Source organism: Methanofastidiosum sp., assembly GCA_013178285.1.
Lineage (GTDB): Archaea > Methanobacteriota_B > Thermococci > Methanofastidiosales > Methanofastidiosaceae > Methanofastidiosum.
This window is the reverse complement of record JABLXD010000001.1, coordinates 161,182-188,063: the sequence shown is the minus strand read 5'-3', so window position 1 is coordinate 188,063 and position 26,882 is coordinate 161,182. Positions and strand designations below refer to the sequence as shown.

General features: G+C 37.3%; 26 protein-coding genes. 9 read left to right on the top strand and 17 right to left on the bottom strand.

The genetic code is table 11. The features are described 5' to 3' along the window. The first annotated feature begins 21 nt into the window (after window positions 1-21). Complete coding sequence (locus HPY60_01035) at window positions 22-963, top strand: hypothetical protein (protein NPV49770.1); 942 nt, start codon at window positions 22-24, stop codon at window positions 961-963. A 16-nt stretch (window positions 964-979) separates the two neighbouring features. On the opposite strand, the gene HPY60_01030 is transcribed toward HPY60_01035, so the two are convergent. Further along, window positions 980-2,347 carry a TldD/PmbA family protein gene (locus HPY60_01030; protein ID NPV49769.1) on the bottom strand — a complete coding sequence of 456 codons (1,368 nt, stop codon included), beginning with the start codon at window positions 2,345-2,347 and terminating at the stop codon, window positions 980-982. A gap of 142 nt (window positions 2,348-2,489) precedes the next feature. On the opposite strand from HPY60_01030, the gene HPY60_01025 reads away from it, so the two are divergent. After that, window positions 2,490-3,587 carry a hypothetical protein gene (locus HPY60_01025; GenBank protein NPV49768.1) on the top strand — a complete coding sequence of 366 codons (1,098 nt, stop codon included), beginning with the start codon at window positions 2,490-2,492 and terminating at the stop codon, window positions 3,585-3,587. 20 nt (window positions 3,588-3,607) lie between these two features. Here HPY60_01025 and HPY60_01020 read toward each other — a convergent pair whose 3' ends face one another. Both HPY60_01020 and HPY60_01015 read right to left on the bottom strand, forming a co-directional pair. Further along, on the bottom strand, window positions 3,608-4,105 hold the full coding sequence (locus tag HPY60_01020) for a PIN domain-containing protein (protein NPV49767.1): 498 nt from the start codon (window positions 4,103-4,105) through the stop codon (window positions 3,608-3,610). After that, window positions 4,098-4,304 (bottom strand): hypothetical protein, encoded by a 207-nt coding sequence (locus tag HPY60_01015; GenBank protein NPV49766.1) that lies wholly within the window; start codon window positions 4,302-4,304, stop codon window positions 4,098-4,100. The genes HPY60_01020 and HPY60_01015 overlap by 8 nt, the downstream gene beginning before the upstream one ends. Before the next feature lie 120 nt (window positions 4,305-4,424). Between HPY60_01015 and HPY60_01010 the strand changes: the two genes are divergently transcribed. Then, window positions 4,425-7,022 (top strand): calcium-translocating P-type ATPase, PMCA-type, encoded by a 2,598-nt coding sequence (locus HPY60_01010; protein ID NPV49765.1) that lies wholly within the window; start codon window positions 4,425-4,427, stop codon window positions 7,020-7,022. Here HPY60_01010 and cca read toward each other — a convergent pair. The 7 genes from cca to HPY60_00975 form a co-directional block, all read right to left on the bottom strand. Continuing rightward, a complete protein-coding gene (cca, locus tag HPY60_01005; protein NPV49764.1) occupies window positions 7,019-8,293 on the bottom strand; it encodes a CCA tRNA nucleotidyltransferase in 1,275 nt (424 codons plus the stop codon). The genes HPY60_01010 and cca overlap by 4 nt on opposite strands. Beyond that, a complete protein-coding gene (thpR, locus tag HPY60_01000; protein NPV49763.1) occupies window positions 8,293-8,880 on the bottom strand; it encodes an RNA 2',3'-cyclic phosphodiesterase in 588 nt (195 codons plus the stop codon). Before thpR ends, cca begins: the two co-directional genes overlap by 1 nt. Next, window positions 8,847-9,314 (bottom strand): phosphoribosyltransferase, encoded by a 468-nt coding sequence (locus tag HPY60_00995; GenBank protein ID NPV49762.1) that lies wholly within the window; start codon window positions 9,312-9,314, stop codon window positions 8,847-8,849. The genes thpR and HPY60_00995 overlap by 34 nt, the downstream gene beginning before the upstream one ends. 9 nt (window positions 9,315-9,323) lie before the next feature. Further along, on the bottom strand, window positions 9,324-9,812 hold the full coding sequence (locus HPY60_00990) for a hypothetical protein (protein ID NPV49761.1): 489 nt from the start codon (window positions 9,810-9,812) through the stop codon (window positions 9,324-9,326). A gap of 50 nt (window positions 9,813-9,862) precedes the next feature. Beyond that, the gene (locus HPY60_00985; protein NPV49760.1) at window positions 9,863-10,375 is read right to left on the bottom strand and encodes a TIGR00288 family NYN domain-containing protein; all 513 of its coding nucleotides are present in this window, start codon (window positions 10,373-10,375) and stop codon (window positions 9,863-9,865) included. 123 nt (window positions 10,376-10,498) lie between these two features. Further along, complete coding sequence (gene uppS / locus HPY60_00980) at window positions 10,499-11,296, bottom strand: di-trans,poly-cis-decaprenylcistransferase (protein NPV49759.1); 798 nt, start codon at window positions 11,294-11,296, stop codon at window positions 10,499-10,501. A 10-nt stretch (window positions 11,297-11,306) separates the two neighbouring features. Next, window positions 11,307-11,798, bottom strand: coding sequence for a gamma carbonic anhydrase family protein (locus tag HPY60_00975; protein ID NPV49758.1), 492 nt, complete (start codon window positions 11,796-11,798; stop codon window positions 11,307-11,309). Window positions 11,799-11,846: 48 nt separating this feature from the next. On the opposite strand from HPY60_00975, the gene HPY60_00970 reads away from it, so the two are divergent. Both HPY60_00970 and HPY60_00965 read left to right on the top strand, forming a co-directional pair. Beyond that, window positions 11,847-12,827, top strand: a complete 981-nt coding sequence (locus HPY60_00970; GenBank protein ID NPV49757.1) for a hypothetical protein — start codon at window positions 11,847-11,849, stop codon at window positions 12,825-12,827. Between the two features lie 3 nt (window positions 12,828-12,830). Beyond that, on the top strand, window positions 12,831-13,982 hold the full coding sequence (locus tag HPY60_00965; GenBank protein ID NPV49756.1) for a hypothetical protein: 1,152 nt from the start codon (window positions 12,831-12,833) through the stop codon (window positions 13,980-13,982). On the opposite strand, the gene HPY60_00960 is transcribed toward HPY60_00965, so the two are convergent. Together HPY60_00960 and HPY60_00955 are read right to left on the bottom strand one after the other, a co-directional pair. After that, window positions 13,951-14,778, bottom strand: coding sequence for a response regulator (locus tag HPY60_00960; protein ID NPV49755.1), 828 nt, complete (start codon window positions 14,776-14,778; stop codon window positions 13,951-13,953). The two genes, HPY60_00965 and HPY60_00960, sit on opposite strands and share 32 nt — an antisense overlap. Then, window positions 14,778-16,760, bottom strand: coding sequence for a HAMP domain-containing protein (locus HPY60_00955; GenBank protein NPV49754.1), 1,983 nt, complete (start codon window positions 16,758-16,760; stop codon window positions 14,778-14,780). The genes HPY60_00960 and HPY60_00955 overlap by 1 nt, the downstream gene beginning before the upstream one ends. Window positions 16,761-16,980: 220 nt before the next feature. Between HPY60_00955 and HPY60_00950 the strand changes: the two genes are divergently transcribed. Together HPY60_00950 and HPY60_00945 are read left to right on the top strand one after the other, a co-directional pair. Then, the gene (locus tag HPY60_00950) at window positions 16,981-17,817 is read left to right on the top strand and encodes a radical SAM protein (GenBank protein NPV49753.1); all 837 of its coding nucleotides are present in this window, start codon (window positions 16,981-16,983) and stop codon (window positions 17,815-17,817) included. A gap of 62 nt (window positions 17,818-17,879) precedes the next feature. Then, window positions 17,880-18,059 carry a DUF1858 domain-containing protein gene (locus HPY60_00945; GenBank protein ID NPV49752.1) on the top strand — a complete coding sequence of 60 codons (180 nt, stop codon included), beginning with the start codon at window positions 17,880-17,882 and terminating at the stop codon, window positions 18,057-18,059. A gap of 110 nt (window positions 18,060-18,169) precedes the next feature. Here the strand turns inward: HPY60_00945 and HPY60_00940 are convergent, their stop codons facing one another. After that, window positions 18,170-19,258 carry a hypothetical protein gene (locus HPY60_00940; protein ID NPV49751.1) on the bottom strand — a complete coding sequence of 363 codons (1,089 nt, stop codon included), beginning with the start codon at window positions 19,256-19,258 and terminating at the stop codon, window positions 18,170-18,172. 205 nt (window positions 19,259-19,463) lie between these two features. On the opposite strand from HPY60_00940, the gene HPY60_00935 reads away from it, so the two are divergent. Together HPY60_00935 and HPY60_00930 are read left to right on the top strand one after the other, a co-directional pair. Beyond that, window positions 19,464-20,621 (top strand): FprA family A-type flavoprotein, encoded by a 1,158-nt coding sequence (locus HPY60_00935; GenBank protein ID NPV49750.1) that lies wholly within the window; start codon window positions 19,464-19,466, stop codon window positions 20,619-20,621. A gap of 6 nt (window positions 20,622-20,627) precedes the next feature. After that, entirely contained in the window at window positions 20,628-21,137 is a 510-nt protein-coding gene (locus HPY60_00930) for a ferritin family protein (protein NPV49749.1), read from the top strand. A gap of 1 nt (window position 21,138) precedes the next feature. Here HPY60_00930 and HPY60_00925 read toward each other — a convergent pair whose 3' ends face one another. The 4 genes from HPY60_00925 to topA all read right to left on the bottom strand — a co-directional run bounded on the left by HPY60_00925 (window position 21,139) and on the right by topA (window position 26,838). Continuing rightward, window positions 21,139-22,317, bottom strand: a complete 1,179-nt coding sequence (locus HPY60_00925; protein NPV49748.1) for a DUF521 domain-containing protein — start codon at window positions 22,315-22,317, stop codon at window positions 21,139-21,141. Window positions 22,318-22,339: 22 nt separating this feature from the next. After that, a complete protein-coding gene (locus HPY60_00920; GenBank protein ID NPV49747.1) occupies window positions 22,340-23,194 on the bottom strand; it encodes a hypothetical protein in 855 nt (284 codons plus the stop codon). A 25-nt stretch (window positions 23,195-23,219) separates the two neighbouring features. Beyond that, window positions 23,220-24,581 (bottom strand): phosphoglycerate kinase, encoded by a 1,362-nt coding sequence (gene pgk, locus HPY60_00915; protein ID NPV49746.1) that lies wholly within the window; start codon window positions 24,579-24,581, stop codon window positions 23,220-23,222. Between the two features lie 79 nt (window positions 24,582-24,660). After that, entirely contained in the window at window positions 24,661-26,838 is a 2,178-nt protein-coding gene (topA, locus tag HPY60_00910; GenBank protein NPV49745.1) for a DNA topoisomerase I, read from the bottom strand. Window positions 26,839-26,882: the final 44 nt, after the last annotated feature.

Sequence of the window (26,882 nt, the reverse complement as noted above, 5' to 3'; positions counted from 1 at the left end):
TGAGAATAAATAGGTTACATCATGAAGAAAATTTCAATTATACTAGCATTGATTCTTTTAAGTTCTATTTTGGTCTTTATGATTCCTGTTTCTGCAGCAACTCATCATATTTATCCAGATGATGACATAGTGAGTATAGTCGGTGCGGCCGCCTCAGGAGATACAATATATATCCATGCTGGAACTTATTATGTCAATAGCCAGATCAATATCCCTGCCAGCTATATTACAATAATTGGCGACAGTCCTTTTAATACAATAATCGATGCAACTTCTTCAGGAGGTTACGGCATCTATACAGATCATGAATATGTAACTATCAAGAATATAACTCTGAGAAACGCACCTCTCGATGGATTTGTCATTGATAATTATGGAACAATTGAAAATTGCATTGCTTATGCTAATGAATACAGCGGTTTTGAAGCTAACAGCAACTGTACACTAAAAAACTGTCTTTCTTATAATAACGGTGGCAATGGATTCAGTGATGAAGATTTCAGTACATACATAAACTGTACTTCCGTAAATAATGGATTTTTTGGATTTATAAATGAAGATGGTGGAGCAAAGGTGATAAACTGTATCTCAGTTGGAAATACCCTAGACGGATTCTATTTTGATAACAACTACCCATCAGAAATTCTTTATTCAAACTCATGGGGCAATATTGGAGATGATTATGACGATACAACTAAAACAGCCTCAATCTCGTCAGATCCTAAATTTATTACAGGAAGGCTCGGAGATTACTATCTTGGATACTCTAGTCCCTGTGTTGATTCTGGCTCTGACCAGTCAATAACCCTGGACTTATACAACGGATTTACAACAAGGGTAGATGAAAAATGGGATGTTGGAAAAGTTGACATGGGTTTTCACTACACTTCCAATAGGGGCCCAAAAGGATCAATACCTATAATGAAGATCCTAGAAATACTTAAGAAAAACAAAAACAAATAATATTTTTCTTTTCTATTTATTCCCCACCAACTAGTGCCCTAGTTCTTATATGTGGGCCGCCATCGTCAACAGGCACATACTGACCTTTTCCACAGCTTCCAGGATTTCCCATCTCAAAGTCCTTTCCAATACCTTCGATGTTTTTTAATATCTCTAAGGTGTTCCCGGATAGCGATACGTCTCTATAGAGCTGTCCAAGCTCTCCGTTCTTTATCTCATAGACCTCTTCGCACCCGAATGTGAATAGGCCCTTTGCAGTGTCTACCTGGCCACCTCTCCCGCCCTTTACATAGAGCCCATCTTTAATGTTGATAAGCTCTTCAAAGCTATGGTCACCGCTACCCATGTAGACGTTACTCATCCTAACTAGCGGCCTAGAAGAAAACCCCTGAGCACGGCCGTTACCTGTTGGTGTTGTTTTAAATCTAGAAGCTGTCTCTAAGTTGTGCAGGTATGACTTTAATACTCCATCTTCTAATAGGCAAGTTTTCGTTGCCTTAATACCTTCATCATCAGAGAAGTATGAACCATTCTTCTCTAAAAATGTCGGATCATCATAGATGTTAACTCCATCGGCCCCAATCTTTTCTCCTAGCTTTCCTTCTAGGATTGAGTCGCCTTGCAACACTATGTCAGCTTCACAAGCGTGACCTAAAGCTTCGTGGATAAAAACGCCTAGGATTTTGGGATCCAATACAACAGTTTTTTCTCCACCAGAAACTTTCTTTGCGGATAGTAACCTTATTGATTTTTCACATGCCTCTCTTCCAAGCTCTTCCAAAGATTTCTCTTTTAAGACCTCGTAGCCTCTTGTGCCACCCATGACTTCGTAGCCCATCTGGAGTGAGTCATTCCCACTTGCAACAACTGACTTTAGATATACTCTAGCCGTTTTTTGATAGATCTCGCTACCAATTGAATTTACATATAGCTGCTCTGTTATTGAGTCGCTACAAGCAGAAACAGTATTCTTGACAAGGGGGTTTATCTTTGCCCCTTTTTCTATCTCATATGCATAGGAGATCTTTTCTTCTAGCGATATATCCTCTGGCCCAATTTTTACCTTGTTTTCAAAGTGACCTTTTTCAATAGGCGGATTTATCTCGAAGTTCTCTCTGTTAGAGCTTTTTGAAGTTGCTTTAGCAATCCTGTGTGCAGAGTCTATGCACCTCTGGACATCTTCAGTATTGTTTGTTGATGAGAATCCCCATGCACCGTTTACTAAGGCCCTGACTCCAACGCCAGCCTGCTCGTTTGAAGAGACTTCATCAAGCTCGCCGTTTTCTAAATTTGCAATGTTATTGGTCCTTTTCTGAAGCCTTATATCAACAAAACAGTTTGGGAACTTCAGATTATCATAATTAAAAGATTCAAATATATCCATATATTGGAAAGAATTTAATCCAATAAAAGGCTTTTTCTTAATTCCTAAAAATAAAAAAATATGGAAAATCTAACATTTTTCCCTATTTTCTACGAAATATTTATATATATTCGGATATCAATTATTTTATCAAGTGATCACTATGAAAAAATTAACTGTTATTTTAATAGCTGCCATGTTCATAGTTTCTATTGCCCCTGCGTATTGCATGGGTGATGTGGTATGGCAGAGGGAATTTGATACTGGCGTATTAAATGAGAGCGTATATGGAGTTGCAGTTGACACAAATAATAATGTAATAATTGCTGGATATAATTCGGACACTATTGTAAAATATGATTCTAATGGAAATAAGATATGGGATCAAGCTACAATTTCGGACCCTAATAGTGTCGCAGTTGACTCTAGTAACAATATTTTTGTAGGGGGGAACGGTGGAGTAGCTAAGTATGGTCCAAATGGTGGGGCCGCCTTAGCTTCTGCAAATCCTGGTTTAGTACAAGACATAGCTGTCGATTCAAGCAATAATATTGTAGTTATAACTGGTACTAACAATATTTACAAATACAACTCTAATTTGAATTTATTGGCTGGCCCTATAAGCAGCACGATAAATGCTGTTTCAGTTGCAGTAGACTCTAATAACAATATCATAGTCGCTGGATATAAGGACGAAGGTAGCGATAGATCATTAAAAGTTCTTAAATTTGATACTAATGGAAACTTACTTTGGACCAAGACATATGACGTTGTCGGTGTAAATGATTATGCATACGGAGTTGCAGTTGATCCAAATAACAATATTATCGCAACTGGAGTTTCTGGGAACGAAATGCTCAATATAAAATACAGTCTAGCTGGAAATCAGCTCTGGGTAAAAACATACAAAGAAGGAGCTAATGATACAGTTGGCTATTCTGTTTCAACTGATAACATAGGTAACATTTTTGTTGCAGGTCTTTTTAAAGAATCTAGTCAGGATAACTGGCTTGTAGTAAAATATGACGGTAATGGCAACTTTGGATGGAAGAGCGTAAATCCGGGTAATAGCAAGGGATTTGCATACGACATAACTACTGACTCAAATAACAACATTATTGCAGCAGGATATGGATGGAAAGGATCTGGGCTTGATTACACTGATTACTTCCTTACAGTTAAGTACCAAGCAGAACCTAAAAAGAAGAGCCTTCCAATAGAGTTCATTCTTAAGATTCTACAGAAAAACAAAAACAAATAATATTTTTTCTTTTATTTAATCTATATTTTCCAAATCTTAAGAAAATTTACTCTTTCAAAATCTATATCGTTTGTAGCGATATTAGTTATTTCATGTTCTATACATGTAGCGACATGGATTGCATCATTTGGGAGTAAGGAATAATCAAAAATAGCCGATTGAATTTTTATAAGATTCTCAATATTTAATAAATATAGATTTGGGAGGGAGAAAATCTCATTTATAAAGCCTAAGTTAATTTCTCTTATTACATCAGGATTTGTTTTGATATATAGGTTAGAATCTTTAAGAGAGATCTTGTATTTTTCACTTGTTTTTATCCTAATATAATTAAAATAGACTTCTGAAACAATTGTGGGATTTATATACGCTTTAATTTCTCCTTTTTCTATCGCATTAAAGAAAGACTTTACGATTGGCGAATATGTTTTATGGCCCAATAAAAAGTAAATAAATATATTTGAATCTACAAAATATTTGGTATCTTTGGAGAAATCTTTCAACGAAAGACTAGTCAAGGTCTGCACCAATTTCTGTCAATTCAATGCTCTCTTCGATAAGCTTTTCATTTGATGGGATAATTTTATTGTATATTTCATCAACTTTAGATTTTTTTATTTCTAGTATAACATCCCCATCCTTTATACCTAGTTTATAAATATCTTCAATAGGTTTAATTATGCCTTTTTCTACCCTGGCATGAACAATAATTGACATAATTTTTCATTGTTTTTTTAATATAAATATCTTCTTGTATAATAGAATTAGAATAATAATGACCAATGGGTCAGTTTCTTTACCCATAAGGCTTTTAAACTAATCTGGTGTCTAATCACCATGGAAGATCTAGAGCTGATTGATTCGATCTGGACTAAAGATAATATTGATACTATACTAAAAAAACTTGATACAACAAAAGAAGGCCTTTCATCAAAAGAGGCAGAAGATAGAATAGCAAAATATGGATATAACGAGCTTCCTGTAACTAAGAAAGAGTCCAACATAAAGAAGTTCATAAATCAGTTCAAAAATAATCTTATTATTGTTCTTTTACTCGCAGGCATATTATCTGTTGCAATTGGAAATCTAAAGGATTCAATTGTCATATTTTTAGTCATAGCTGTTAATGGTGTAATGGGATTCTTACAAGAGTACAAGGCTGACAAGGCCATTGAAGTTCTAAAGGCTATGGTCCAGTCAAAGGTCGTTGTGATAAGGGATGGCTTAAAGAAAGAGATCCTATCGAGAGAGCTTGTTCCAGGAGACATTATCAGTATAGAAGACGGCGACAAGCTATCAGCTACTGTTAGGCTTATTGAAGCAATAAATCTTCAGATAGATGAATCGTCTCTTACTGGGGAAAGTTTTCCAGTATCAAAAACTGTCGAATCAAAGTCTGAAGAAGGTTACCCCAACACAGCCTTCATGGGAACTGTTGTCACAAGAGGCAGAGGTGTTGGTGTAGTAATACTAACTGGGAAGGACTCTCCAATAGGGAAGATATCAAGCCTTATATCGATGGAGGATAGGGGAAGCACACCTCTTGAAAAGAGCATTGATAATCTTGGGAAAAAACTAGGGGCACTTTCAGTTGTTATAAGTTCTCTACTTTTTGTCTCAGTTTTAATACGGGAGCTATTAATACCCCTACCGCTAAGAGATGCATTGATAGAGTCAGCCCTTACTGCAATAAGCCTTGCAGTTGCTACAATCCCCGAAGGGCTCCCTATAGTTGTCCTAGTGACTTTGGCCATAGGAACACAGATACTTGCCAAAAATAATGCAATTGTCAGAAAGCTTGCAGCTGTTGAGGCTCTTGGTACTACCACTTTCATATGCACCGATAAGACAGGAACACTCACAATAAATAGGATGAGTGTTGTAGCTGCTTTAATCAACAACGAATTTTTAGAACCTGAAAAAGTCGATTCAAAAAAACATGAACTATTTTTCAAAATAGGAGAGCTCTGTAACAATGCCCACATAAAGACAGATGGAGACAAACTAGAAGTAATTGGTGACCCTGTAGAGGGTGCACTAAAAGTATTTGCAAGGAAAAGAAACTATCACCATCACAAAGTTGAGAGAATAAAAGAGAATCCCTTTGATTCTGAAAAGATGATGATGTCTGTTCTTATTGAGGAAGAAGGTAAGAAGACAACTTACATCAAAGGAGCTCCAAGAATAATTATTTCACGCTCAAAATATGCACTTATCAATGGAAAGTTAACTCAGCTCTCTGAAAAAGAAAAGGAGGATATTATCCTTAAAAATAGAGAGTACGCTGCCCAAGGTCTTAGGGCCCTTGCCCTTGGATACAAGGAAGGGGACAGTGAGGAAGATATTATATTTGTTGGTATGGCCTTCTTTAAGGATCCATTAAGGCCTGAAGTAAAAGATGCGATAGCTCTATGTAAAAAAGCCGGGATTAAGGTCGCCATGATTACAGGGGATCAGAGGGAAACTGGTCTTTCTATTGCAAGAGAAGCGGGTATACTTGGCAAAGAAGGCATGACTCTTTCTGGGAAAGAGCTTGATGAGATGTCCAAAGAAAAGTTTGCTGCCGTTGTAAAGGATGTAGTTGTTTACTACAGGGCAAGCCCATTTCATAAGGTGAAGATAGTTGAAACCCTAAAGGAAGTGGGTGAGGTAGTTGCAGTAACTGGCGACGGGGTAAATGACGCCCCAGCTCTTAAAATGGCCGATATAGGCGTTTCAATGGGGCTCATCGGAACTGATGTTGCAAGAGAAGCATCAAACATGGTCTTGATGGATGATAATTTCAATACCATTGTTACTGCAATACGTGAAGGGAGAAGGATATATGATAATATCAGGAAATTCTTAAGATTCCAGCTCTCAACTAACATTGGTGCTATCATTCTCATGTTTACTGCAATAATGACTGGAGCACCTTTGCCATTACTGCCGGTACAGATATTATGGATCAATATAATAATGGATGGCCCACCTGCAGTTACCCTTTCAATGGAAGCCTTCCATGAAGGGCTAATGGAGAAGCCACCAAGAAAGAAAGACTCTCCAATACTAACAAGCCCGCTATACCTTTCCATGTTTATAGGGGGGATAGCAATGGGTCTTGGGACATACATCATTTTCACAAGTATTGGAGGCGAATTGGATCACGCAAGGACTCTGGCCTTTACACTCTTTGTCATATACCAGCTTGTAAACGTCCTAAACTGCAGGTCATTTGACCAGTCTATCTTTAAAATTAAGTTCTTTGAGAATAAGAATCTTCTCTTAGCAATTACAGCATCATTCATTTTGCATGTGGCTGTAGTCTATGTGCCATTCCTACAGGGGTTCTTTCACACAGTTCCTCTAAGCTTAAATGACTGGGCAATTATAATCCCTTCAGCATTTACAATACTAATAGTTGATGAGGTTAGAAAATACTTTATTAGAAGTTAGATATAGATATCTGCCTCTTCGCCTATTAAGAAGGACAAAGCTCGCTCATCCTTTAGTATTTTGAAAGACATAGATTTCATATTTTTCCCAATACCTTCTTTTTCATTTAAGATATTTAGAAAGAGGCCGAGGGGGTTAGAAAAGTTCCTGGGCCTTAGGGTATATACTCTATCCCCTTCTATGAAGGTCTCCTTGTACTTAGAGATAAAACTATCATAGTTGGCGCGGTCAAATACCTTTGGGCCGTAGTGTTTTACTACTGGGGAGAGTAGATACTTTTCCATCTCGAAAACTATCCCTGAGAACTCTCCTTTTTTGAAAAGCCCATATGAAAGTGGCTTAAAGTCATTTTTTTCTAGTATCGTGGATATGTATTTTGCACTTTTTCTAAGTTGTGGGTAGATTATATCATCAAGCATCTCGCCTTCAAACATAATTACATAGACCTCTGATTCTGGGAATCTTTTTACAAAAAGTTTTTTCTTCTTCTTAAAGTATTCAACAGAAGGTGATTCTAAGAAGATTCTCGAGTAGTGTATGAACTCTGAGAGTCTATCAAGGGATAGTGCAGAAGCAACGTTTCTTTTTGGGTCTACCGGATCTATTACTATAAGTGGATCTTTAAAGTCACATTTATTTCCCTTCTTTTTAATATCTATATACTCCCCATACTCCCAGTTTGCTGCACTTTTCAACACGTTTTCAAAGCTCTTGTAGTGTATTATTAAAAGCTCACATAAATATCCTGCAAACCCCTGGATCTTCTGCTCTGACGAGTAGACTCCTACGCCCTTCATGAACTGCTTTAACAGGCGGACATCATTTCTAAGCTCGCCGATATTCTCCTTTACAAATCTTGTGTGGTGTGGTGTCCTGTCAACAGCTGTGATTATTTCAATAGAGTCATAGCATGGGACAACATCAATCTTAAACTCTTTGAACCTGTTTATTGTGTAAGGGTGGTTTGCGTAGGCCGTTTCAGAAGTGAATCCTTCTAGCTCAATTTTCCCGAGGATTAAACCCATCTTTTTTAGCTCTTCTAAAGGAATAGATTTGTCAAAAACGATAAAAATATCGAGGTCCCTGTCTTTAGATATCCAGGTGTCCTTTGCAATTGAGCCTACTACCTCAACTCTCGCATTTATCTTTTCTCTTGATATTTTTTGAGTCAGATGTTCTACTATCCTAGTGGCAAGTGAGGTTACTTCCTTCCTTTCTATATCACTTGGAACTATTTCTTTTAGAACATGTGCCTTAATATCAGAAAACATTATACACTCTTTAGCTTAAATTCTTTTAAAGTTTCGTATATGGGCCCCTGCGGTGTAAGTGTGCTTTTTTTGAAGTTTATACTTGTTATTTGTTGACTCCCAAACTCGTAATCCTTATACTCATCAAGGACATTCAAAAGTGATTTTTTATTTAGAGAGCTTTTAACTCGTGAAACTGTGAGGTGAGGCACAAACTTCCTATCCTCTTTAAATCCCATTGTTTTCAGAGTTTCGTCAATATCTTTCTGGATATAGACTATCTCTGGGGCGTCCATACCTATCCATATGACCCTTAGATCAGAGATACTTGGGAAAAATCCAGTTCCCTTTAAATTGACTTCAAATGAAGAAAACTCAGACAGTGACGGAGAAAGCGACTCAACTATTCTCTTGTAAGATGATTCACCAATCTCTCCTAAAAACTTTAATGTCAGGTGAAGATTTTCCCTCTCGACTACCTTCATCGGACACGCCGAATTTTTTAAATTTGTTTGAAAAGACTTTATTTTATCCAATAACTCTTTTGAGGTAATATCCATCGAGATAAAACTTCTCATTTCCTCTTCTCCACAGGCATCTTCTCCCATGGGAATATTATCCATTTGTCTGTGTTAAAAACTGTATAATCTGGCTTCACAATTGATATTGGCTTTGAGGCAACTACTGCAACCCTAACTTCCTTTGGGGAGAGCCCCTCTATATACTCCTTGACGGCAACGAGCGTCACACCTGTATCCGCGACATCGTCCACAAGGAGGATCTTTTTTCCAAGGACATCCTCTTTTTTCAAAGTTAAAGTAATCTGGGGCTTTTCATCTCTAACTCCTATGTCCTTGTAATACTTAGCTTCCATCAACAAAAGACGTTTATTGTCAAAGATATGGGAGATCCTTACTGCAGGTATTAGTCCGCCCCTTGAAATACCGACAATGACGTCAAAATCATAGTCTTTTTTTATGAGGTCACACATGGTCCATATAGCTTCGTCTACCTTGCTCCACTCAAGATAAAGGATATCCATAAAATCGCCTTACTTCAAGAATAAACTCAAGAACTTACCGCCAGGATAAGTTATAGAATAGATGTCCTCTTCCTTTTTGACAAGGTTCGTGTTGACAAGCACTCTTAAGTTTCTCTTGACCTCTGCCTCCTCTATCTCGAGGAACTCAGTTATCTTTTCAAGCTTTTTCTCTTCGTCTAAGAACTCTAATATTTTAAGTTTAAGTCTTGTCATACCCTCGTCAGGAAATTTATAGACTCTCATGAGGGCCAAAATCTTTGACATTTCAATTCCTTTTGGCGTTAAGAAATATTCTGTGGAATAGCCAAGATCATTTTCTTTGATCATCTGAGACATCAACCTTTTTGATAAAAGTGCATTTATCGCCGAGTTCAATGTCTTAGAGTCACCGACCCCTTCCTTCTCCAGGTCATCATATGTTCTAAAAGAAAGCTTCAGAGACCTTATTATCTGCATCTCTGTCCTTGTTAGAACGCTAGATTCATCGCTTGTATCCACTCTATTATTAAAGCGCTCGAAACTTATAAAACTTACTAAGAAATAAAAAATTAATAGGAGTCCTCTAGTTCTTCTCCTTCAATCATAAGCTCCTCTTCTTCTTCGACTGCTTCAGGAGGGATCTTTCCCATCTTGATAACGAAGTCTGAAGTGTTTTGAAGGGCTATAGAAAAACCTGGTTCTGCTCCTATGACTATTGTTTCCTTACCGTGCTCTTTGGCCTTTGCAAGTATAGGGACAAAGTCTGCATCCCTTGTAGCTATTGCAACGGTGTTGATGTTTTCATTGTAGATAATTTCCATTGCTTCAACACCCATCCTAACATCAATATCTCCTGTAACAACAATAGCATCAAAACCCTGATTTGCAATTGCCTCAATAAGGCCGTGAGGAGCAAACTGATTCAATAGAACCTTTCCTATCCTAATGTCTCCCATATCTTCTAGGATCTTTTTAATATCTTCTAGATTAATATCAAACTCTTTTCTTAAAATATTGGGGCCATCAATAAGAAGGCCTATCATCCTATCGGCCTTTCTTTTTTTGCGGGATATTGATCCCATGTATCGGCTAAATCCTCTTCCCACACTTGTAATTGACCTAAATCTTTCTACCATTATAACACCTACAGTTGTAACAAATATAACAAAACAATAAATGCATCCGGAGTTTTTAAATTTATCCAATTACCTTCCGAATCTTCTGTTCCTTCGTTGAAAATCCCTTATGACCCTTAAAAAATCGATTTTCCTTATAAGGGGAAAATAAACGTTCAAAAAGAATAATTCAGCATAAGCAGATTGGAATAAAAGAAAATTACTGAGTCTTACCTCTCCGCCCGTCCTAATGATTATGTCTGGGTCAGGTAGCCCCTTTGTAAAGAGGTTTTCACTCAATAGTTTTGCGTCTATCTCTTCGGGATCAACTCCGCCGCCATTACAACTATCAAGTATTCTCTTTATAGCCTCTATAATCTCCATCCTGCCTCCATAGGCTACACAGATGTTCAGCGTCATGTTATCATACTTTTCAGTTGCCGCCTCCCCTTCATTTATTGCCTCTTTCACATTTTCAGGGAGGAGTGAAATATTCCCTATCGCCTTTACCCTTACTCTGTTATCAATTATTTTTTTATTCGTGGCAGCCTCTCTGAACTTCCTCTCAAGCATATCCATTATGTATTTGACCTCTTCACTATCCCTCTTGAAATTCTCTGTTGAAAAAGCGTATAATGTTACTACCTTAATTCCAATCTCATTTGCCCAGTCCAAAAGCTCCTCCGCCTTTTTCATACCCATCTCATGCCCAAAGTATGAAGGGAGACCTTTTGAAGCGGCAAATCTCCTATTGCCATCCATTATTAGGCCTACATGGCTTGGAACCCTTTCTTCCTTTATCTCGCTTATGAGATTTTTTTCATAGATACGGTAGGCTGGCCCAAGGATAAAATGGGGAATGTTTTTGGATAGTGATGAAAAGAACATAATAATCTAATCATTTTTTGTATTTTTTTGATAACTCAACATATGACTCGGCATTTTTCTTTATCCTCTCGACAGTATTCTCATCAGCTCTCTTAATCACCATTGCAGGAACACCTACGGCAATTGAGTTGTCAGGTATTTCCATGTTCTCATTTACAACTGCCCCAGCACCGATTATGCAGTTGTTTCCAACTCTTGCGCCACTTAGGACTGTCGCGTTTATGCCTATCAAGACGTTATTTCCAATAAATGCACCATGCACAACTGCACAGTGGCCGATGACAACGTTATTTCCGATAATCGCTGGCTTTCCATTGTCAGTGTGAACTACAGCATTGTCCTGGACATTACTGCCCTCTCCTAATTCAATTCTATCGATGTCGCCTCTTAAAGCGGCAAATGGCCAGACGCTAGAGTTTTTTCCTATCTTTACCTTGCCATTGATAAATGCCTTTTCATGGACAAAAGCTTCAGGATGAATATCTAACTCGTCATTTATCATGATTCGTATACGGAAATGATTTAATATAAACCTTTTGTTATTCGTATAATGGATATTGAAGAGGTAAAAGAGAGGGTAAAGAGGATAAGAGAAGAGATAGGGCAGGATGTCTCCTCTGGTCCAAGGATAAAATGGGTCAGGGATGATGAGGTCCTTATCATTTGTGGCTACCACAGGTCAGACAAATCTATGCTCATTGGGCCTGGTGGATGGGTAGCGGGGAAGTTAAGCGAAGAGATTGGAAAACCCGTCACAGTTATTGAAAGCACTGAAGAGATTGTAAGTGAACTTAAGCGCTTAGAATCTCTAAATACTATAGAAAAGCTACTAAAGAAAGCAACAGGGGAGAATAAGGATATACTTGAGTTCTTTAGGGACTACATACATGGCAAAAGAAAAACTATTGATAGGGAGATAACAGTAGCCGTCTCTTATTCTGGTGGGTCAGATAGCACGGCTACAATGTATCTACTTAACGAGATGGGATTTAAGGTAGTTGCTCTTACTTACTACCCCTCCGACATGATTGTTCCAAAAAGGACAAGGTCTATAATCCAAAATGTTGTTGCACATCTTTCCGTGCCTCATGAGTACATAGAAGGTGACATCTCCGAGATTATAAAAGGCGCCCTTGAAGGGAGGTACCATCCGTGTGGCAGGTGCCACAAGCACATGGAAGATGTTATAATAAAGGCTACAAAGGAGAGGGGCATATCTGCAATCGCCTTCGGAGATTTACTACCAACAGGATCCCAGACAATTTTGATTAGAGATGGGATGATAAGGATAAATTTACCTTCACTTTTGGCCTTGAAGAAAAAAGACATGAAGTACCTGTCCAACAGGATCCCAGGATATGAGTCCCCTGGGTTTGGATGCCCTTTGCTAAAGGAAGTTCATAGATTACATCCATCAAAAAAGTTTTTCACCGCCCACAGGGTATTGAGAGAAGTTAGGGCTGGCGTTTTAGAGTCAAACGAAGGGCTTAGTTCCATAAGGAGCATATTTAGTCATTTTGAGAGGGATTAAGAAATGGACCTTTCAGTAATTAGGGATTATTTTGAGGGAGAAAACAAAAAGAGCCTGACAAAGAAGGAAGTTATTGAATCAAGGAGGAATTTCTTTCTCAGTATAAAAGATGAGTTTATAACTACTGATGATGGCGCCCTATCCCTCAAGTTTCAAGACACCATGCATTCATACATAGGGGCACTCAAAGAAAGGCTTTATGCTTACTCTATTCCTTCAAAAATATCTGAAAGAGAAAGACTTCTTGATATTTGCAGTGGATTCGGATATAATGCTCTCTATGCACTATATCACAACCCTAAGTTAAAGATAGATATGGCGGAAAAGTACTGGGAGATATCTGCTATACCTTTGATAATACCTCTCCCCGAAAATTATTCTTTTTTGACACCATCATTTGAGCGGATAAAAGGATCGATAGAATACAGGCTCTCTCAAATGGGATTAATTAATAATCTTGCATATGAAAATGATCCAGATATAAATCTCCACATTGGGGATGCAGAAACGGTGCTTTTAGGGATGAGAGAGACTTTCGATGTTATATTCTTTGACCCCTATAAGGCAGAAGCTTCACCAGAGCTTTTCACAATAGAGTTTGTTAAGATTATGGTAGATAGATTAAATGATAATGGTATTTTCTTGACTTACCTATCAAACTATGCGATTAGGTCAGCACTGTCATGCTACTTAAATATTGGAAAAGTAGAGCTACCCTTAAAAAAAGTTGAGGGCACCATCGCATCCAAGTTATTAGAGGACAAACCCCTTGATCCTTATGAAGAGAGGATAATTGCTTTAACTGAACTTGGAATACCTTTCAGAAAAGCGGATAATCCCGAAGACATTCTCTTAAATAGGCTTCAGGAGAGATCATCAACGAAGAATAAATTTTTGTTACCATCATCAAAGAGGAACATAGTAAATTTTGAAGATGCATTCAATGGAAATGATATTTCTCTAAAAAAGAAATTAGAAGATTTTGGCTTATCAAAAGATTCTGCGGAATATATTACATGCCCTCAAAAAGAAGAGTGCATCTGTAAAAAATGCCAGAAAATGTACAGCTCATCAAGTGAAAGAATAAGGGAAATGAGAAGAAGGCTTTATGAAATAAAAGGATTTAATCGTGAGGTCTGTCCATATACTCATTGATCTCATCGATGTAGAGCTTCATCTTCTTAAACTGCCTCTTTGTTATCTTCTTTGGGTGGACAATCTCGTTTCTAATCTCTGTCAGCTCAATTAATCTCCCTTTTATCCAGCCGATGCTTACAAAATAGTATTCAAAGACGTCCTTCCAGTTGTCTATCTCCTTTTCATTGTTTTTAAAAAGTATTATTGGGAGGTAATGTGAAAAGTCTGTATAAAAAAGAGGGGGATATACCTCTCTTTTTCTGACTATTGCATCATTTTGTCTCTTAAGGCAGATTGACTTAATGAAATTTGGAATACCTCTATCCCACCATGAAGGGCCGTATTTTCTTTTCAATGCTTCCAAAATGAACTCCCTTAGATTATTCTCAAACTCTGAGATCATTGAGTAAGCATCTTCATTTGTGAACTCCTCTTCAATGTTCTTTGACTTTCTCTTTTCAAGCGCCTTGTTAATAGCTTCAAGTAGATCTTCAGTCCTTATGGGTTTATTGATAAGGTAGTCATCGCCACCTTCTCTTAATGTTTCAACTGCAAGCTCTTCTGAGCCATATGCTGTCATGACAATTATGGGAACGTCTATCTCTCTTTCTCTCGCCCTTTTTAATACATCGATACCAGAAATCTTTGGTAACATTATATCAAGAAGTACAATATCGTAATCATTATTTGTAATCTTGTTTAAAGCCTCTTCACCATCAACAGCAACATCAATTTCTGTCGCAACTGATTTTATCATAGCCCGGATAAGTTTTACATTATCGGCTGTATCATCGACAATTAATATACTAGTCATTACTCTTCCCCTGCTTCTATCGGTATTTCAACTATAAAAGTTGAACCCTTACCAGGCTCACTCTCTGCCCAGATGAGCCCACCGTGTAGCTCCACATAATGCTTTGATATAGAAAGTCCAAGACCAGTACCACGATAAGCCTTTGTTTCAGAGCTATCAAGTTGTCTGAACTCATCAAATATCACGTCTAACTCTTCCTGTTTGATGCCTATCCCTGTGTCTTGTATCTCAACTCTTATGTGGTCATCTATTCTAAATACCCTTACTGTAATCTTACCATTTTCAACATTGAATTTTATTGCGTTTGTCAAAAGATTAAGTAGGACCTCTATAATCTTATCTTCATCTGCAACTATAGTGTCGACATCCTGAACATTTAATGAAACCCAGATATTCTTATCCTTTGTTAAAGGCGATACAATTTTTAAAGTTTTATTTATGGCATCCTGTAAGTTAAACTCTGTTAGGTATAACTTTGATTTTCCGGCATCAAGCCTTGAAAGCTCTAGGATGTCATTTATGAGTTTTAATAGGATTTCACCATTTCTCAAAATAGTTTCTAGATAATCGGCCTGTTCTTCATTTAATTTTGCCTCGTTTAAGACTACCTCAGAAAATCCGATAATTGATGTAAGTGGAGTCCTAAGTTCATGGGTGATATTTGCTAAGAATTGTGATTTTAGTTTGTTTGCCTCCGAGATCTTTTTGTTTAGCTCTACAAGCTCAATATTGGTCTCAGATAGCTTTTTGTTTGCTTTCTGGAGCTCTAACGTTCTCTCTTTGACCTTCCTTTCAAGGTCTTCATATGATTTTTTAAGGTCCTTTGACATGTCACCAAAGGCCTTTGCTAACTCCCCTACCTCATCCTCGCTATTGATATCAATCTTTGGATTTAGATCCCCCTCTGCAAGTCTCCTTGATGCGTAGACAAGCTTCCTAAGAGGTCTTGTTATTCTGTCGGCCATAATGACCCCAAAAAATACGGCAATGAGTATTGTTGACATTACTATAAGGATAAAGCTGTTCTCAAAAACTGATATTGGCCTAAATAGAGTGCTTGTTGAATATGTAACTACTACGATCCAGAAGTTACTCTTGTCTGTTGAAGAAGGGAATACTGGAGAGTATGCAATTATCTGATCGGTCCCTTCTGAAATGGTACCGCTTGTTCCTGAAAGAATCTTAAGAAACCCTTCTGCCTTATACTGATCTATAAAGCTTTCACCAGCATAATATGGATTTGCTAGGCTTGAGGAGCCCACTCGCGAAATATAATACCCCTGTTTGTTTAAAATGAAGGTGTTTAGATTTGACCTAGTAGAAAGTTCCAGTATGGGGCTCAAAACCCTCTGGGCAGGGAAGCTGATAAGCACAACGCCCCTTCTTATTCCATTTGAGTCAAAAACTGGTTTTGCATAATGTACTATCAAATCTCCAGAATCAGTTGTTATCGTCGATGTCAGGTCAAGTGAAGAAACATAAAGCTGCCCTCTAGAAAGGGTCATCGCCTTTAAGAAATACTCTTCATCTGAGACGTCGTAGAGTGCTGAAGTTGTTGCAATAAAAGTCTGATTCCAGTTATAGACTACCTTCACGACCTCTTTACCTGTTTCATCAATGTAGGCCACACTTGAATAGGCTTTCTTAGAATTTGCAAAATTATAAAACTCTTCTATCAGCCGCTCCCTATAAATAATATATTCAATTACCGACCTTCTGTTCTTTGCATCAGCGAGTGCTCTCAATGATGCCGATTGACTCAAGAAATCAATGTCACTTTCTGCAACTCCAAGTGATTTTTCTATCTCTTTTGCTGTAATCTCTGCCTGCTGCTCTACCACTTTCAATGCATCGCTTTGAAGGTAATCAATGGTAAAATTAATACTGTAATAACCAATTGCCACTACCGGTACCAATAACACTATTAGGTATGTAGCTATGAACTTGTTTCTAATTCTTCTTAAAAAAGGTATACTAACCATCTATCTGGACCCTCTTATCAAACTATTTCCTTAAAGCTTTTAAATCTTGTTAGCCATTTATACTATATAAATATATTTCATTAATTCCTTTTGTTTATTGTAATTATATTTATATTAAATAAGTTTATCTTTTTATATAATAAATAGCTCCAAAATATAAGGTGTCATTTTGAAAAATCCAGTATGGGGAAATGTAGGGTCAAAATATGCCCATATAACAATGGCTCACCCCTGTTTTAATGAAAAATCACATTTTACAGTGGGCAGGATACACTTGCCAGTTGCACCCAAGTGCAATATTCAGTGCAACTACTGCACAAGGAGTATCAATAAGTGTGAGTACAGGCCTGGTGTTTCTGCATGTATAATGAGCCCACAGGAAGCACTTGACAGGCTTGATAAAGCGTTAAAAGAGACTGAAAATCTAAAAGTTGTTGGGATAGCTGGGCCAGGTGAGGCGCTTGCAAATGATTCGACTTTTGAAACATTAAAGCTCATTGATGAAAAGTATCCAGACCTAATAAAATGCCTCTCAACAAACGGGCTTATGCTAAAGGAGAGGGCAAAAGAATTGGCAGACCTTGGTGTTAAGACGGTCACAGTTACAGTTAACGCTATAGACGAGAAGATAGCAGAAAAGATCTATTCCTGGATCAATCTTGATAAATCCATAATCAAAGGAAGCGAGGCAGCAAGAAAATTACTAGATAAGCAGTGGGAAGGGATACTTGCTGCAAAAAGGGAAGAGATGCTAGTAAAAATAAACTCCGTTCTGATACCTGAGATAAACCTTTATGAAATAGAAAAAATTGCACTAAAGGGAAAGGATTACGGCGCTGACCTCATGAATTTAATACCATTAATACCGCTAAATATGTTCAAAGATTTAAGGCCACCTACATGTGAAGAGATATCTGGAGCTAGAGAAAAGGCAGGTAAACACCTGCAACAATTTAAACTCTGCAGGCAGTGCAGGGCAGATGCTGTTGGGATACCGGGTCATGAAAGTGACCACCACAAAGAGGGTAGGTCAGATTCAGAGTACTTCCACGGCTAGTTAAGTTTTTAAATTGATTAATATTTTTTTCAAAGGAGGTGAATGCATTGATAACAAAGGATATGTCCATAGGGGAAATAGTAGAACAATACCCAGAAACAGTTCCTGTCTTCATGTCACACGGGCTTGGGTGCATCGGTTGTGCAATTGCACAGTTTGAGACTTTAGAAGAGGGTGCAATGGCTCACGGGATTGATGTTGAGGCCCTTCTCCAAGATTTAAACAAGTCAGTAAAAAATTAATTTTATTTTTAATATCTATTTTTACAAATAAATTAAAATATATAAATAAAAAAGAAAAATTCAGAGATTAATGGCAATCTTCTAAGAGATAAATCAATAAGAGCCAGATGTTACCTCTGACATCCTTCAGCACTTGGATTATCTTTACAAAAGCCTTCGATAATTTCTCCTGTTGTATATTTAGATTTGCCAAATCCTAAAATCCTAGATATTTGATCCATCGGAAGTGTATTAGAGCTAATACATCCATAGTTGCTTCTTGCATCAAGTTTGGATTCTCCTATAAAGTAGCTGTCGTTAGGATCGTCGTATATATCTATGTCTTTTCCGTTGTTGCAGAATTGATTGTAATATACTTTTGTTCCAGTAGGGTTACCAACAGCATATCCATAATAGTTATTATGAATCTCTTCAAGTCCAGCTGTTTTATTATTCTTAATTATATTGTTTTGGACTAGAGTATTGCTTACTTTACCACCAATAGAAATACCTGCCCATATAGATTTTTCAACTATGTTATTCTCAATTTGGATATCAGATAGTCCCCCATCGCTCCATGTAATTATGCCTATACCATAGTCCATTTCACCGAGAAGGTGATTGTCCTTAATAAGAATGTTTTTTGTAGTTGCAGTAGTTGCTATTAATATACCAGAACTCCCCCAATCCGCAGTTAAAGGGCCACCTTCTACTATGTTCCCAACTACTTTTGAATTATCCCCGGACACTTGTATTCCATTACGAAGAGTTCCTGTTACTTTTATTTTGTTATTAAATATATAACAGGTTGTTCCAGTACTTGCTGACATACCTTGTCTAATGCCTATTGGGTGGTAACCACCTAAGGTACTTGGAGATAATATTACCGTAAATCCATCCACCGTTATTGTACCTAAGCCAGCTTGAATAGAAATTACACTGTTTTGATTAAGGCCTGTACCAGGGCCTATTGTTGTGGAATCCCTTCCACCTACAGATTTTAAGGTCAAGTTTGGTATGTTTATCGTTATGTTTTCATTATATGTTCCTGGATAAACAAGGATGGTGTCACCATTGCCTGCATCTGCCATTGCAGCTCCGATCGTTGCATAAGCCTTTCCAAGCCCAACTTCTCTGGTAGCGGCGCTAACTGGACTTATAACGGCCAAAATAGATACAACTAATAATATACCAATAATTATAGATTTTATTTTTTTCAAAGTATATTCACCTCTATTTTTTTATTATAGTTATAAAGATTAGACTTTTCCCAATATATAAGAATATGGAAAAAAATAGGGAAAAGGAGATGGAAAATAGGAAAATTTATATTACCTATTTATCTTATTTTTCTGTAGGTATATTATTTTTAATTAAGACTTTTCACAAGAAAATATAAAAAGAGCTTTTCAATTTTTCTTACTAATGAAAGCTTTCACTCTAAAGGAAGGAATATTTTGGGCAGGGGCAGTTGACTGGAATCCTCCTAAGTTTGGCGAATCACTTTCAAAAGGCACCACCTATAACTCCTACCTCATTTGTGATGAAAAGACTGCTTTGGTAGATACTGTTAAGCATGGTTTTACACAAGAAACAGTTTTGAGAATAAGCGATATCAAAAATTTATCAGACATTGATTACATTATAATTGGAAACTACCATATGGATCACTCTGGCAGCCTTCCTTTTTTGATGAAAAGAGCAAAAAATGCAACTATTGTCGGAACAGAGGAGTGTAAAAAAGCAATAGAAAAGTACCATAATGGGAAGTGGAACTTTAAAATAGTAAAAGAGGGAGACACATTAAGTCTTGGAAAGAGAACTCTACTATTTAAGGAATTTAAATTAAAATCAGGCAACCTTCTTTTGACTTATTCCAATTATGACAAACTCCTTTTTTCTCAAGATCTGTTTTCCCAACATATTGCTTCAGATTTTAGAATGGACAATCATATATCTGAACTTGAAAATGATGCTCTTTCTTATTTTGTTAATTATTTGATACCTATTGAAACGCTGCCCGATTTATCAGAAATAGATATATTGGCCCCAAACCACGGAGTCATCTGGTGTCAAAATACTAGAAAGATTATTGAAAAATACCAAGAATGGATCAAAGGCAAATCAAACACAAAAGTCACCATACTCTATTCTAGTATATGGCGAGGTACGGAGAAGATGGCTTATTCGATTGCAGATGGAGTTAGTGCATCCGGTGCAGAAGTCCAGGTAATAAACTATGATGTTCACGATGTTGGCTACATTTTAACAAAGCTCTTTGAATCAAGATCAGTTGCGATAGGTTTTCCATCATTTAAAACTGGCATACCTCTTACATTATCAAAGTTATTTTATTACATTAAACTCATAGGCCTAAATAAAAAATCTTTATTATTATTTACTTGTTACTCCAATACTAAAAGTCCAATTGACGCTTTTTTAAAAATAGCTTTAGATAATGATTTTGAATTATTTGAAAAACCATTAGAAGTCCAATATGCGCCAAATGAAGAAGAATTAAAGATATGCTTTGAGCTAGGCAATAGATTAGGCGAAAAGACTAAAAATAACAATGGGCAATAAGGTATTATGCAAAAGAATGATAAGATAAAGATCATTGAAACTGCAATTGAGGCAGAAAAGGAAACGTTAGGAACCTATATTAAATCTGCAATAAAAGTTTCAAACATTGTTGGCAAGAACATGTTTTTGAAATTGGCTCTTGACGAAATGAAGCACAGAGAAATTTTAGAGGTCGCTCTTAAAGCTCAGCTTGAAGGTGGAAAATGCGTATTCCCAGAAGTAGAAAAAAATGAGATAAAAAAAATTGTCCCCGATGTTGAAAGTGAGATTGAAAAAACAAGCCACTTGGGGCAGGATGATTTAGCTATTTTGATGCTGGCCCAAAAAGTTGAGAAAAACGGTATAGACTATTACAAAGATTGCATAAAAAATTCTTGGGATGAAGAAACAAAAAAGATGTTTTCATACCTTGTCAAGATGGAGGAAGAGCATTATTCTCTCATCCAGACACAGATTGACTATATCGAAGGAACGGGGTATTGGCTTGGCATAAGAGAGTTTACCCTTGATGATTAAGTTATTTGAAGTCCCTTATTAAGGATCCTAAATCTCCAAATCTTACCTTTTGTTTACAGAGAGAAGGAAGGTAAATTGCCGCTTTTCCAGAATTAGTCGCTGTTTTTTGGTACATCTCTTCAATAGGTGTTACAACCATGCATGTATCTGCTAAAAGCTTAGCATACTTTTCTATTTCTTGCGCAACTCCAGTTCTTTCAAGCTCATTTTTTACATACCTTGAAGTGCATATCCATATGTCCCCTTTGAATTTTCTTCCCTCTTTTTTGAAAATCTCCAAGGCCTCTGTTACCTCTCCAACAGAGCAGTGAGGACAACCTATGCATATAAGTTCCATATCGTCAGAAGAGTTTAATTTGCATTTACTTTCCTCTATCTCTTCTTTGCCGACTTCTATTTTTTCTAGATTATCAGCTATCGCTTTGTTATACTCTGGTGTCAATCCTTCAACATGGTATAAGGCTACTGAGCCAGAGGCCGCCATAGTGGCGCCAAGTGACTTTAGCTTGTCAGAGTCCAGCTCTAAATTCTTAAAGTAAGGGATCTTACTTCCAATAATTGAACCAACGTAATTTCCCAGAGCACCAACATCAGAATATGATCTGATTTGGGCTTTAACATCAATTATTACTCCCGCCTTTCTATTTTCTTCGAGATGTAGCCCATAGTTTGGGGTCTTCCCTATTATACTAGAAGCAAGAGAGGATGGTCCCCCCTCCCTATTGCTTTTTGCACCAAGGACGGAGTTTACAAATGATACCGCAGAGGATTCACTCCATGCAACATGCTCCCCGCAATCGGGTCTATTTCCAATCAAATAAGGGGTACATGTACAGCTACAGTCTATTCCCATCTTTAGATAAGCATCAAGGATCTCAAGTTGCTTTTCTGCAAACTCTTTTTTTATCCCCATTCGCTGCCATTCTGTTGAGTCCATTCCTATTGGATTCAATGTTGATTTTACCTTTACCTTAGAGCTCTTAGAAAACTCTGATACAAAGAAAAGTCCAGCATCACCTATAGTCTTGTAAGAAGCTCCAGCTATCTGGCATGATGAAACAGGGATAAGTTTATCAGCACCATAAATATCTCCCAAAGAAGCTAGGATCTCCATAGATTTTTGTGCGGCATACCCTTCTTTACCTTCCAGAATACGCTCTTCTTCCTTAGTAAGGTACATACATTATACTTCTTTTATAATATTATAAATCTTTGGAAGTCTTATCTACAAATTTGTTCATGAACATTCCTTTTTCTTTTAATACTATAGCTCCTGAAACTATTAAAAGCGTAAATACGAAGATTGAATAATAAGTTATAGTTTCACTACCTGAAACAACTGGGCCAAATATAATCTGGCTTCCAGTAAAGCTTGCATGTGTGAGTTGGGCTAAAAACAAACTTTTTGTGCTATTGTAGATCCAGACTATTAGAATTCTTAATGCAACGAGCCCCACTATCCATAATCCAAAATGAAGAAAATAAGTTTCATTATAGAAGTTAATTGAACCTAAGTAGTCTGCAAACAAATGCCAGATTGTATGTATGAAACCAAGTGAAATACCAGAAACTAAAGGTATATATTTCAATTGTAGTTTTTTCAGTGCAAATCCAGTCCAACCTATCTCTTCAAAGAATCCACTCATAAATCCGATTGCAACTCCAAAAATTATAGAAAAGTTCGGTAAAAATCTTGGAGAATTAAATGACAATAAAAAGAGTATTGCCAGAAGAACTAGAGGTATTAAAAATAGTGATGCAGCATACCACTTAATACCAACCTTAACGTTACCTATTGAAGCTATCAGCCTTTTCAACCCTTCCTTTCCATCTAAACTCCACGTAAGAAGAAAAGAAGAGATAGTGGGACCAGCTAGCATTACAAGCCATATGAATAGTACTTGTTTTGAAAACCCTTCGGTTAATATTTTCTCTCCGGAGAATATTTGAAATCCCGCTGGGCCTAAAATCAATATTATTCCGCCCCAGGATATAATGTAGGTCAATAGAAAGTAAAGTAATAGCGAATGTTTTCTAACAAATTCTTTACCACTCATAGTTTTATCACTTCTTCTATAATTTTCAGTTAAAACCCCTTTGCTCCTTCTTTTTCATGTAGAGGGTCCTAAAGCTTCCTATCTCTGCATAGTTTACACCGTGAGGAACATACTTTCCGTGGTAGAGGTACTTCCACCAGTGTACGACAAATCCACCAACTGCAAGCTCCTTTAGTTTTCCCTTCTCTCTGTACTTTGAAAGTTTGAGCTCATTTTCAAGAGTTCTTATATCTGAAACTGTGTCGCCACCATTTATGAAAAATTTGCTTGATTTGTTTAGGACTTCTTTGCAGAAGCTGTTTGTTGTTGATTCTGCCTTGCAGCAATCAAGATTCTCTCTCTGCTCCCAGGATCCGTTCTGGAGGAATATCCTCTTTGCGGCCATGTTCCCAATCATTGTAATGCTGTTTGGGCCTATAGATTCAAACTTTCCTTCTCCAATATCCTTTAGATTTACCGTCTTTGTCGTGCCATCAGATTTTTTGATATTGACATCAATTGGTAATATCATACTGATGGAGCCGTTGTCGATCTTTTTTGCTATTTCAAGTGCGTTTTCTTTTACCTTGTCCCAGTTTTTCTTGTAGAACTTTTCTATTAATTCAGTGTTCTCTTTTCCAATTGACGTTGGGAGCGTCCTCTTTAGTGAAGGTGCCTTTTGAGAAAGTGCCCACAAGAGTAAAACAAATACAGGCCCACCATCAAGGACCACCATAAGGTCATCTCTTCCTTCTGTAAGTCTAATAGCATCAAGTTTTTCTGACTTTGCACCTGCCACTCCCCACATTTTTAGTTCGCTTGTGTCGGTATAGAGTTGAGTTATATCATAAAGTTCACTTAAGAAACTGTTATTGCAGTAACAGCCATCAGCAAAAAGCCTGAGAGAAAGAGCATCCCTGTGGCAGCAGGAAAGGGCCCCATTTATCTTTGTATACTTCGTGAAGTACTGCCAAAATTCAGTCTGAGTAGAGTCAGTTGGTGGCACAAGCTCATCACCGCAGATCTTTCTAACGTTTTCCAAGAATACAATTGAGTCCTTATTAGACTCGTTTAATTTTCTAAGTTCTTCCATATCCCTTGCAAAGAATATATTTTTTAGGGGAAGAGCTGTTTTCACCTTACTATTTTCAACTTCTGCCTTTAGTTCACTAAAATTATCTTCAATTGATTTCTCTGCCTTTGAGGCATGAGCTATTACAAGAATGTTTGATCCAGGTTCCTGATGTTTTCTTAGCTCACAGATTGTGTCAACTGCTTGCTCCATTCTAACTGAAGGGCCAGGAGGTCCATTAATATCAGTTCTAAAGTAGACCGTACCCGTCGTCTCAGGAAGATCAGAAAACTCAGCAAAAACAAGATCGTGATGTGGAGTTTTTAATATCTTCATGTTCTCCCTCAGTCAATAAGAACTTTGAAAAATTTATAAAGGTATTGCAAAAGCAAAATAAAATTAGAAAATAATAATTCTATTTTTCTTCTACCTTTTCTTCTAAAATCTTTTCTGTGTACCTGCACTTGGGGTAACTAGAACATCCGATAAATGGGCCGTAGAATGATTTCTTTATAACAAGATTTTCCCCACACCTTGGGCATTTTTTTCCTTCCATAGGAGCAGAATAATTATTCTTTGAGGGGCACTCTTGATTTATACAGACTGTTTGAGGTCTGGATCTCTTTCTTGTTGCTATAACAACAGGAAATCCACAGATCTTACATTTGTCCTCTGTTGGGGTAACAAGGCAGTTACTTGGAAGAGAAAATGTTGCGTTACACTCTGGGTATCGCTGGCATGCTATGAAGGGGCCAAATCTTCCACTTCTAATGAAAAGCTCTCCTTCACCACAAATCGGACAGATTCCAACATAGTTCCTCCTTCTCTCCTCTCTTTCAAGGTAAACTAGGAGCTCTTTACCAACATCTTCTTCATTTTCTTTGAACTTAGTGAAGATATCGGTAAGTTTTTCCTTTGCCTCGGAAAGTATCTCTTCTTTTGTGATTTCGTTATCCTGAATCTTTTCCATCTGCTCTTCGAAATGCTTTGTTAGTTCTACTGACACGATATCTGGGCAGTACTTTTCTAGAGTTCCAACTATACCTTCACCAAGGTCAGTAACAATTATCTGCCGACCATCAATATAGTTCCTATCATACAAAATATCAACTATATTGGCCCTTGTCGCTTTTGTTCCAATCCCTAGTTTTTCCATCTCAGATACTGCTGAAGCAGGGTTATAACGTGCAGGAGGCTTAGTTGCCTTTTCTTCCTTCTTTGGGGAAATCTTTTCTAGCATCTCTCCTTGCGTTAGCTCAGGAAGCAATACCTCTTCAACACCAGAATAATCGCCGTAGTATTTCAAAAATCCGGGGTCAATACCAACTCTTCCACTTGCAAAAAATGAATGGCCGTTTACATCCATCTCAACTGAAATCGACTCGTAAACGTAAGGCTTTCCAAAGACAGCTAAGAATCGCTTGACTATAAGATCATAGAGATTTGACTGATCGTCTTTTAGTTTTTTAGGCAATTCCCCTGTTGGGTGGATTGCAGGATGTGCAGGGTCATCTTTTTTACCTTCAGTTGGAATTAGATTTGTCTTCATTAGCTCTTCACAATGGCTGGAGTATTCTTCTATTTTCTTTAACTTCTCCATTATTCCTCGTAAATTGAGACTAGAGGGGTATTTTTGGGATGATGTTCTTGGGTAGGAAATTAACCCCGCCTCGTAAAGCGACTGTGCAATGTCTTGAGTTCTTTTTGGTAAATAGCTAAAGTTCTTGTAGGCTTCCTTTTGCAAGGTACCTAGGTCAAATGGGTGCGGTGGATTAATCCTTTTTTCTTTCTTTGATATCTCCTTTACTAAAGCAGGTTTATTCTTAATGTCTTTAAAAATTGACAAAGCTTCATTTTCATCGAAGAATTCCTTTTGGTAAGATGCTTTTACTGAAATACCATCTTTTTTGAATTCAATAAATAAAATCCAGTATGGCTCTGATACGAACTGATAAATTTCTTTTTCCCTTTCTAGTAGAAACTTCAAAGTTGGCGTCTGGACTCGTCCTGCTGAAAGTGTTACATACCTCCCAGAAACTTTTTTCAAAGACTCTGTCATCGCCTTCGAAGTGTTTATACCATAGTACCAGTCAAGGATGTGTCTTGCAAGACCAGCGTTTATCATTGGGTAATCCGGAGGATTTAGATTCTCATAGGCGGATATAATCTCATCCTTTGTTAACGATGAGAACTTCATCCTAAATGATTTTGAGATATCTGTCTTTGCACCATAGACAAGTGCGTTATGGCCTATAACTGAACCCTCAATATCATAGTCACATGCATTTACAAATGTGTCCATTTCCTTTGATATCTCTTCGATAAGCCTTACATAGGGTTCTACATATTTACTTTTCTTACTGTTCTTGAATGTTTCAACCCACTCCACATCAAAAAATGGATAGTCTCTTATCGGAGTTCTCTGTCGTAACTTGTAAAGATGGCCAACTGCAGAGACAACGTATACTTTATTGCCACCTTCTTCAACTTCATAGTATTTTACACCCTCATACTGGTTTTTCTTTGCATTTCCAAGAAAGTTTGCAATTTTTTCTGCTACATTTGGTTTTTCTGTTAGTATGAGAGTATTCATTGGAAATGGGAAAAGAACTCGATTTATAAGGCTTTTCAAATGTC

What these genes read in the sequence shown, in the direction of transcription:
- HPY60_01035 (NPV49770.1), top strand. Translation starts at nt 22, where the DNA reads ATGAAGAAAATTTCAATTATACTAGCATTGATTCTTTTAAGTTCTATT.
- HPY60_01030 (NPV49769.1), bottom strand. Translation starts at nt 2,347, where the DNA reads ATGGATATATTTGAATCTTTTAATTATGATAATCTGAAGTTCCCAAAC.
- HPY60_01025 (NPV49768.1), top strand. Translation starts at nt 2,490, where the DNA reads ATGAAAAAATTAACTGTTATTTTAATAGCTGCCATGTTCATAGTTTCT.
- HPY60_01015 (NPV49766.1), bottom strand. Translation starts at nt 4,304, where the DNA reads ATGTCAATTATTGTTCATGCCAGGGTAGAAAAAGGCATAATTAAACCT.
- HPY60_01010 (NPV49765.1), top strand. Translation starts at nt 4,425, where the DNA reads ATGGAAGATCTAGAGCTGATTGATTCGATCTGGACTAAAGATAATATT.
- cca (NPV49764.1), bottom strand. Translation starts at nt 8,293, where the DNA reads ATGTTTTCTGATATTAAGGCACATGTTCTAAAAGAAATAGTTCCAAGT.
- thpR (NPV49763.1), bottom strand. Translation starts at nt 8,880, where the DNA reads ATGGGAGAAGATGCCTGTGGAGAAGAGGAAATGAGAAGTTTTATCTCG.
- HPY60_00995 (NPV49762.1), bottom strand. Translation starts at nt 9,314, where the DNA reads ATGGATATCCTTTATCTTGAGTGGAGCAAGGTAGACGAAGCTATATGG.
- HPY60_00985 (NPV49760.1), bottom strand. Translation starts at nt 10,375, where the DNA reads ATGGGATCAATATCCCGCAAAAAAAGAAAGGCCGATAGGATGATAGGC.
- uppS (NPV49759.1), bottom strand. Translation starts at nt 11,296, where the DNA reads ATGTTCTTTTCATCACTATCCAAAAACATTCCCCATTTTATCCTTGGG.
- HPY60_00975 (NPV49758.1), bottom strand. Translation starts at nt 11,798, where the DNA reads ATGATAAATGACGAGTTAGATATTCATCCTGAAGCTTTTGTCCATGAA.
- HPY60_00970 (NPV49757.1), top strand. Translation starts at nt 11,847, where the DNA reads ATGGATATTGAAGAGGTAAAAGAGAGGGTAAAGAGGATAAGAGAAGAG.
- HPY60_00965 (NPV49756.1), top strand. Translation starts at nt 12,831, where the DNA reads ATGGACCTTTCAGTAATTAGGGATTATTTTGAGGGAGAAAACAAAAAG.
- HPY60_00960 (NPV49755.1), bottom strand. Translation starts at nt 14,778, where the DNA reads ATGACTAGTATATTAATTGTCGATGATACAGCCGATAATGTAAAACTT.
- HPY60_00955 (NPV49754.1), bottom strand. Translation starts at nt 16,760, where the DNA reads ATGGTTAGTATACCTTTTTTAAGAAGAATTAGAAACAAGTTCATAGCT.
- HPY60_00950 (NPV49753.1), top strand. Translation starts at nt 16,981, where the DNA reads ATGGCTCACCCCTGTTTTAATGAAAAATCACATTTTACAGTGGGCAGG.
- HPY60_00945 (NPV49752.1), top strand. Translation starts at nt 17,880, where the DNA reads ATGTCCATAGGGGAAATAGTAGAACAATACCCAGAAACAGTTCCTGTC.
- HPY60_00935 (NPV49750.1), top strand. Translation starts at nt 19,464, where the DNA reads ATGAAAGCTTTCACTCTAAAGGAAGGAATATTTTGGGCAGGGGCAGTT.
- HPY60_00930 (NPV49749.1), top strand. Translation starts at nt 20,628, where the DNA reads ATGCAAAAGAATGATAAGATAAAGATCATTGAAACTGCAATTGAGGCA.
- HPY60_00925 (NPV49748.1), bottom strand. Translation starts at nt 22,317, where the DNA reads ATGTACCTTACTAAGGAAGAAGAGCGTATTCTGGAAGGTAAAGAAGGG.
- HPY60_00920 (NPV49747.1), bottom strand. Translation starts at nt 23,194, where the DNA reads ATGAGTGGTAAAGAATTTGTTAGAAAACATTCGCTATTACTTTACTTT.
- pgk (NPV49746.1), bottom strand. Translation starts at nt 24,581, where the DNA reads ATGAAGATATTAAAAACTCCACATCACGATCTTGTTTTTGCTGAGTTT.
- topA (NPV49745.1), bottom strand. Translation starts at nt 26,838, where the DNA reads ATGAATACTCTCATACTAACAGAAAAACCAAATGTAGCAGAAAAAATT.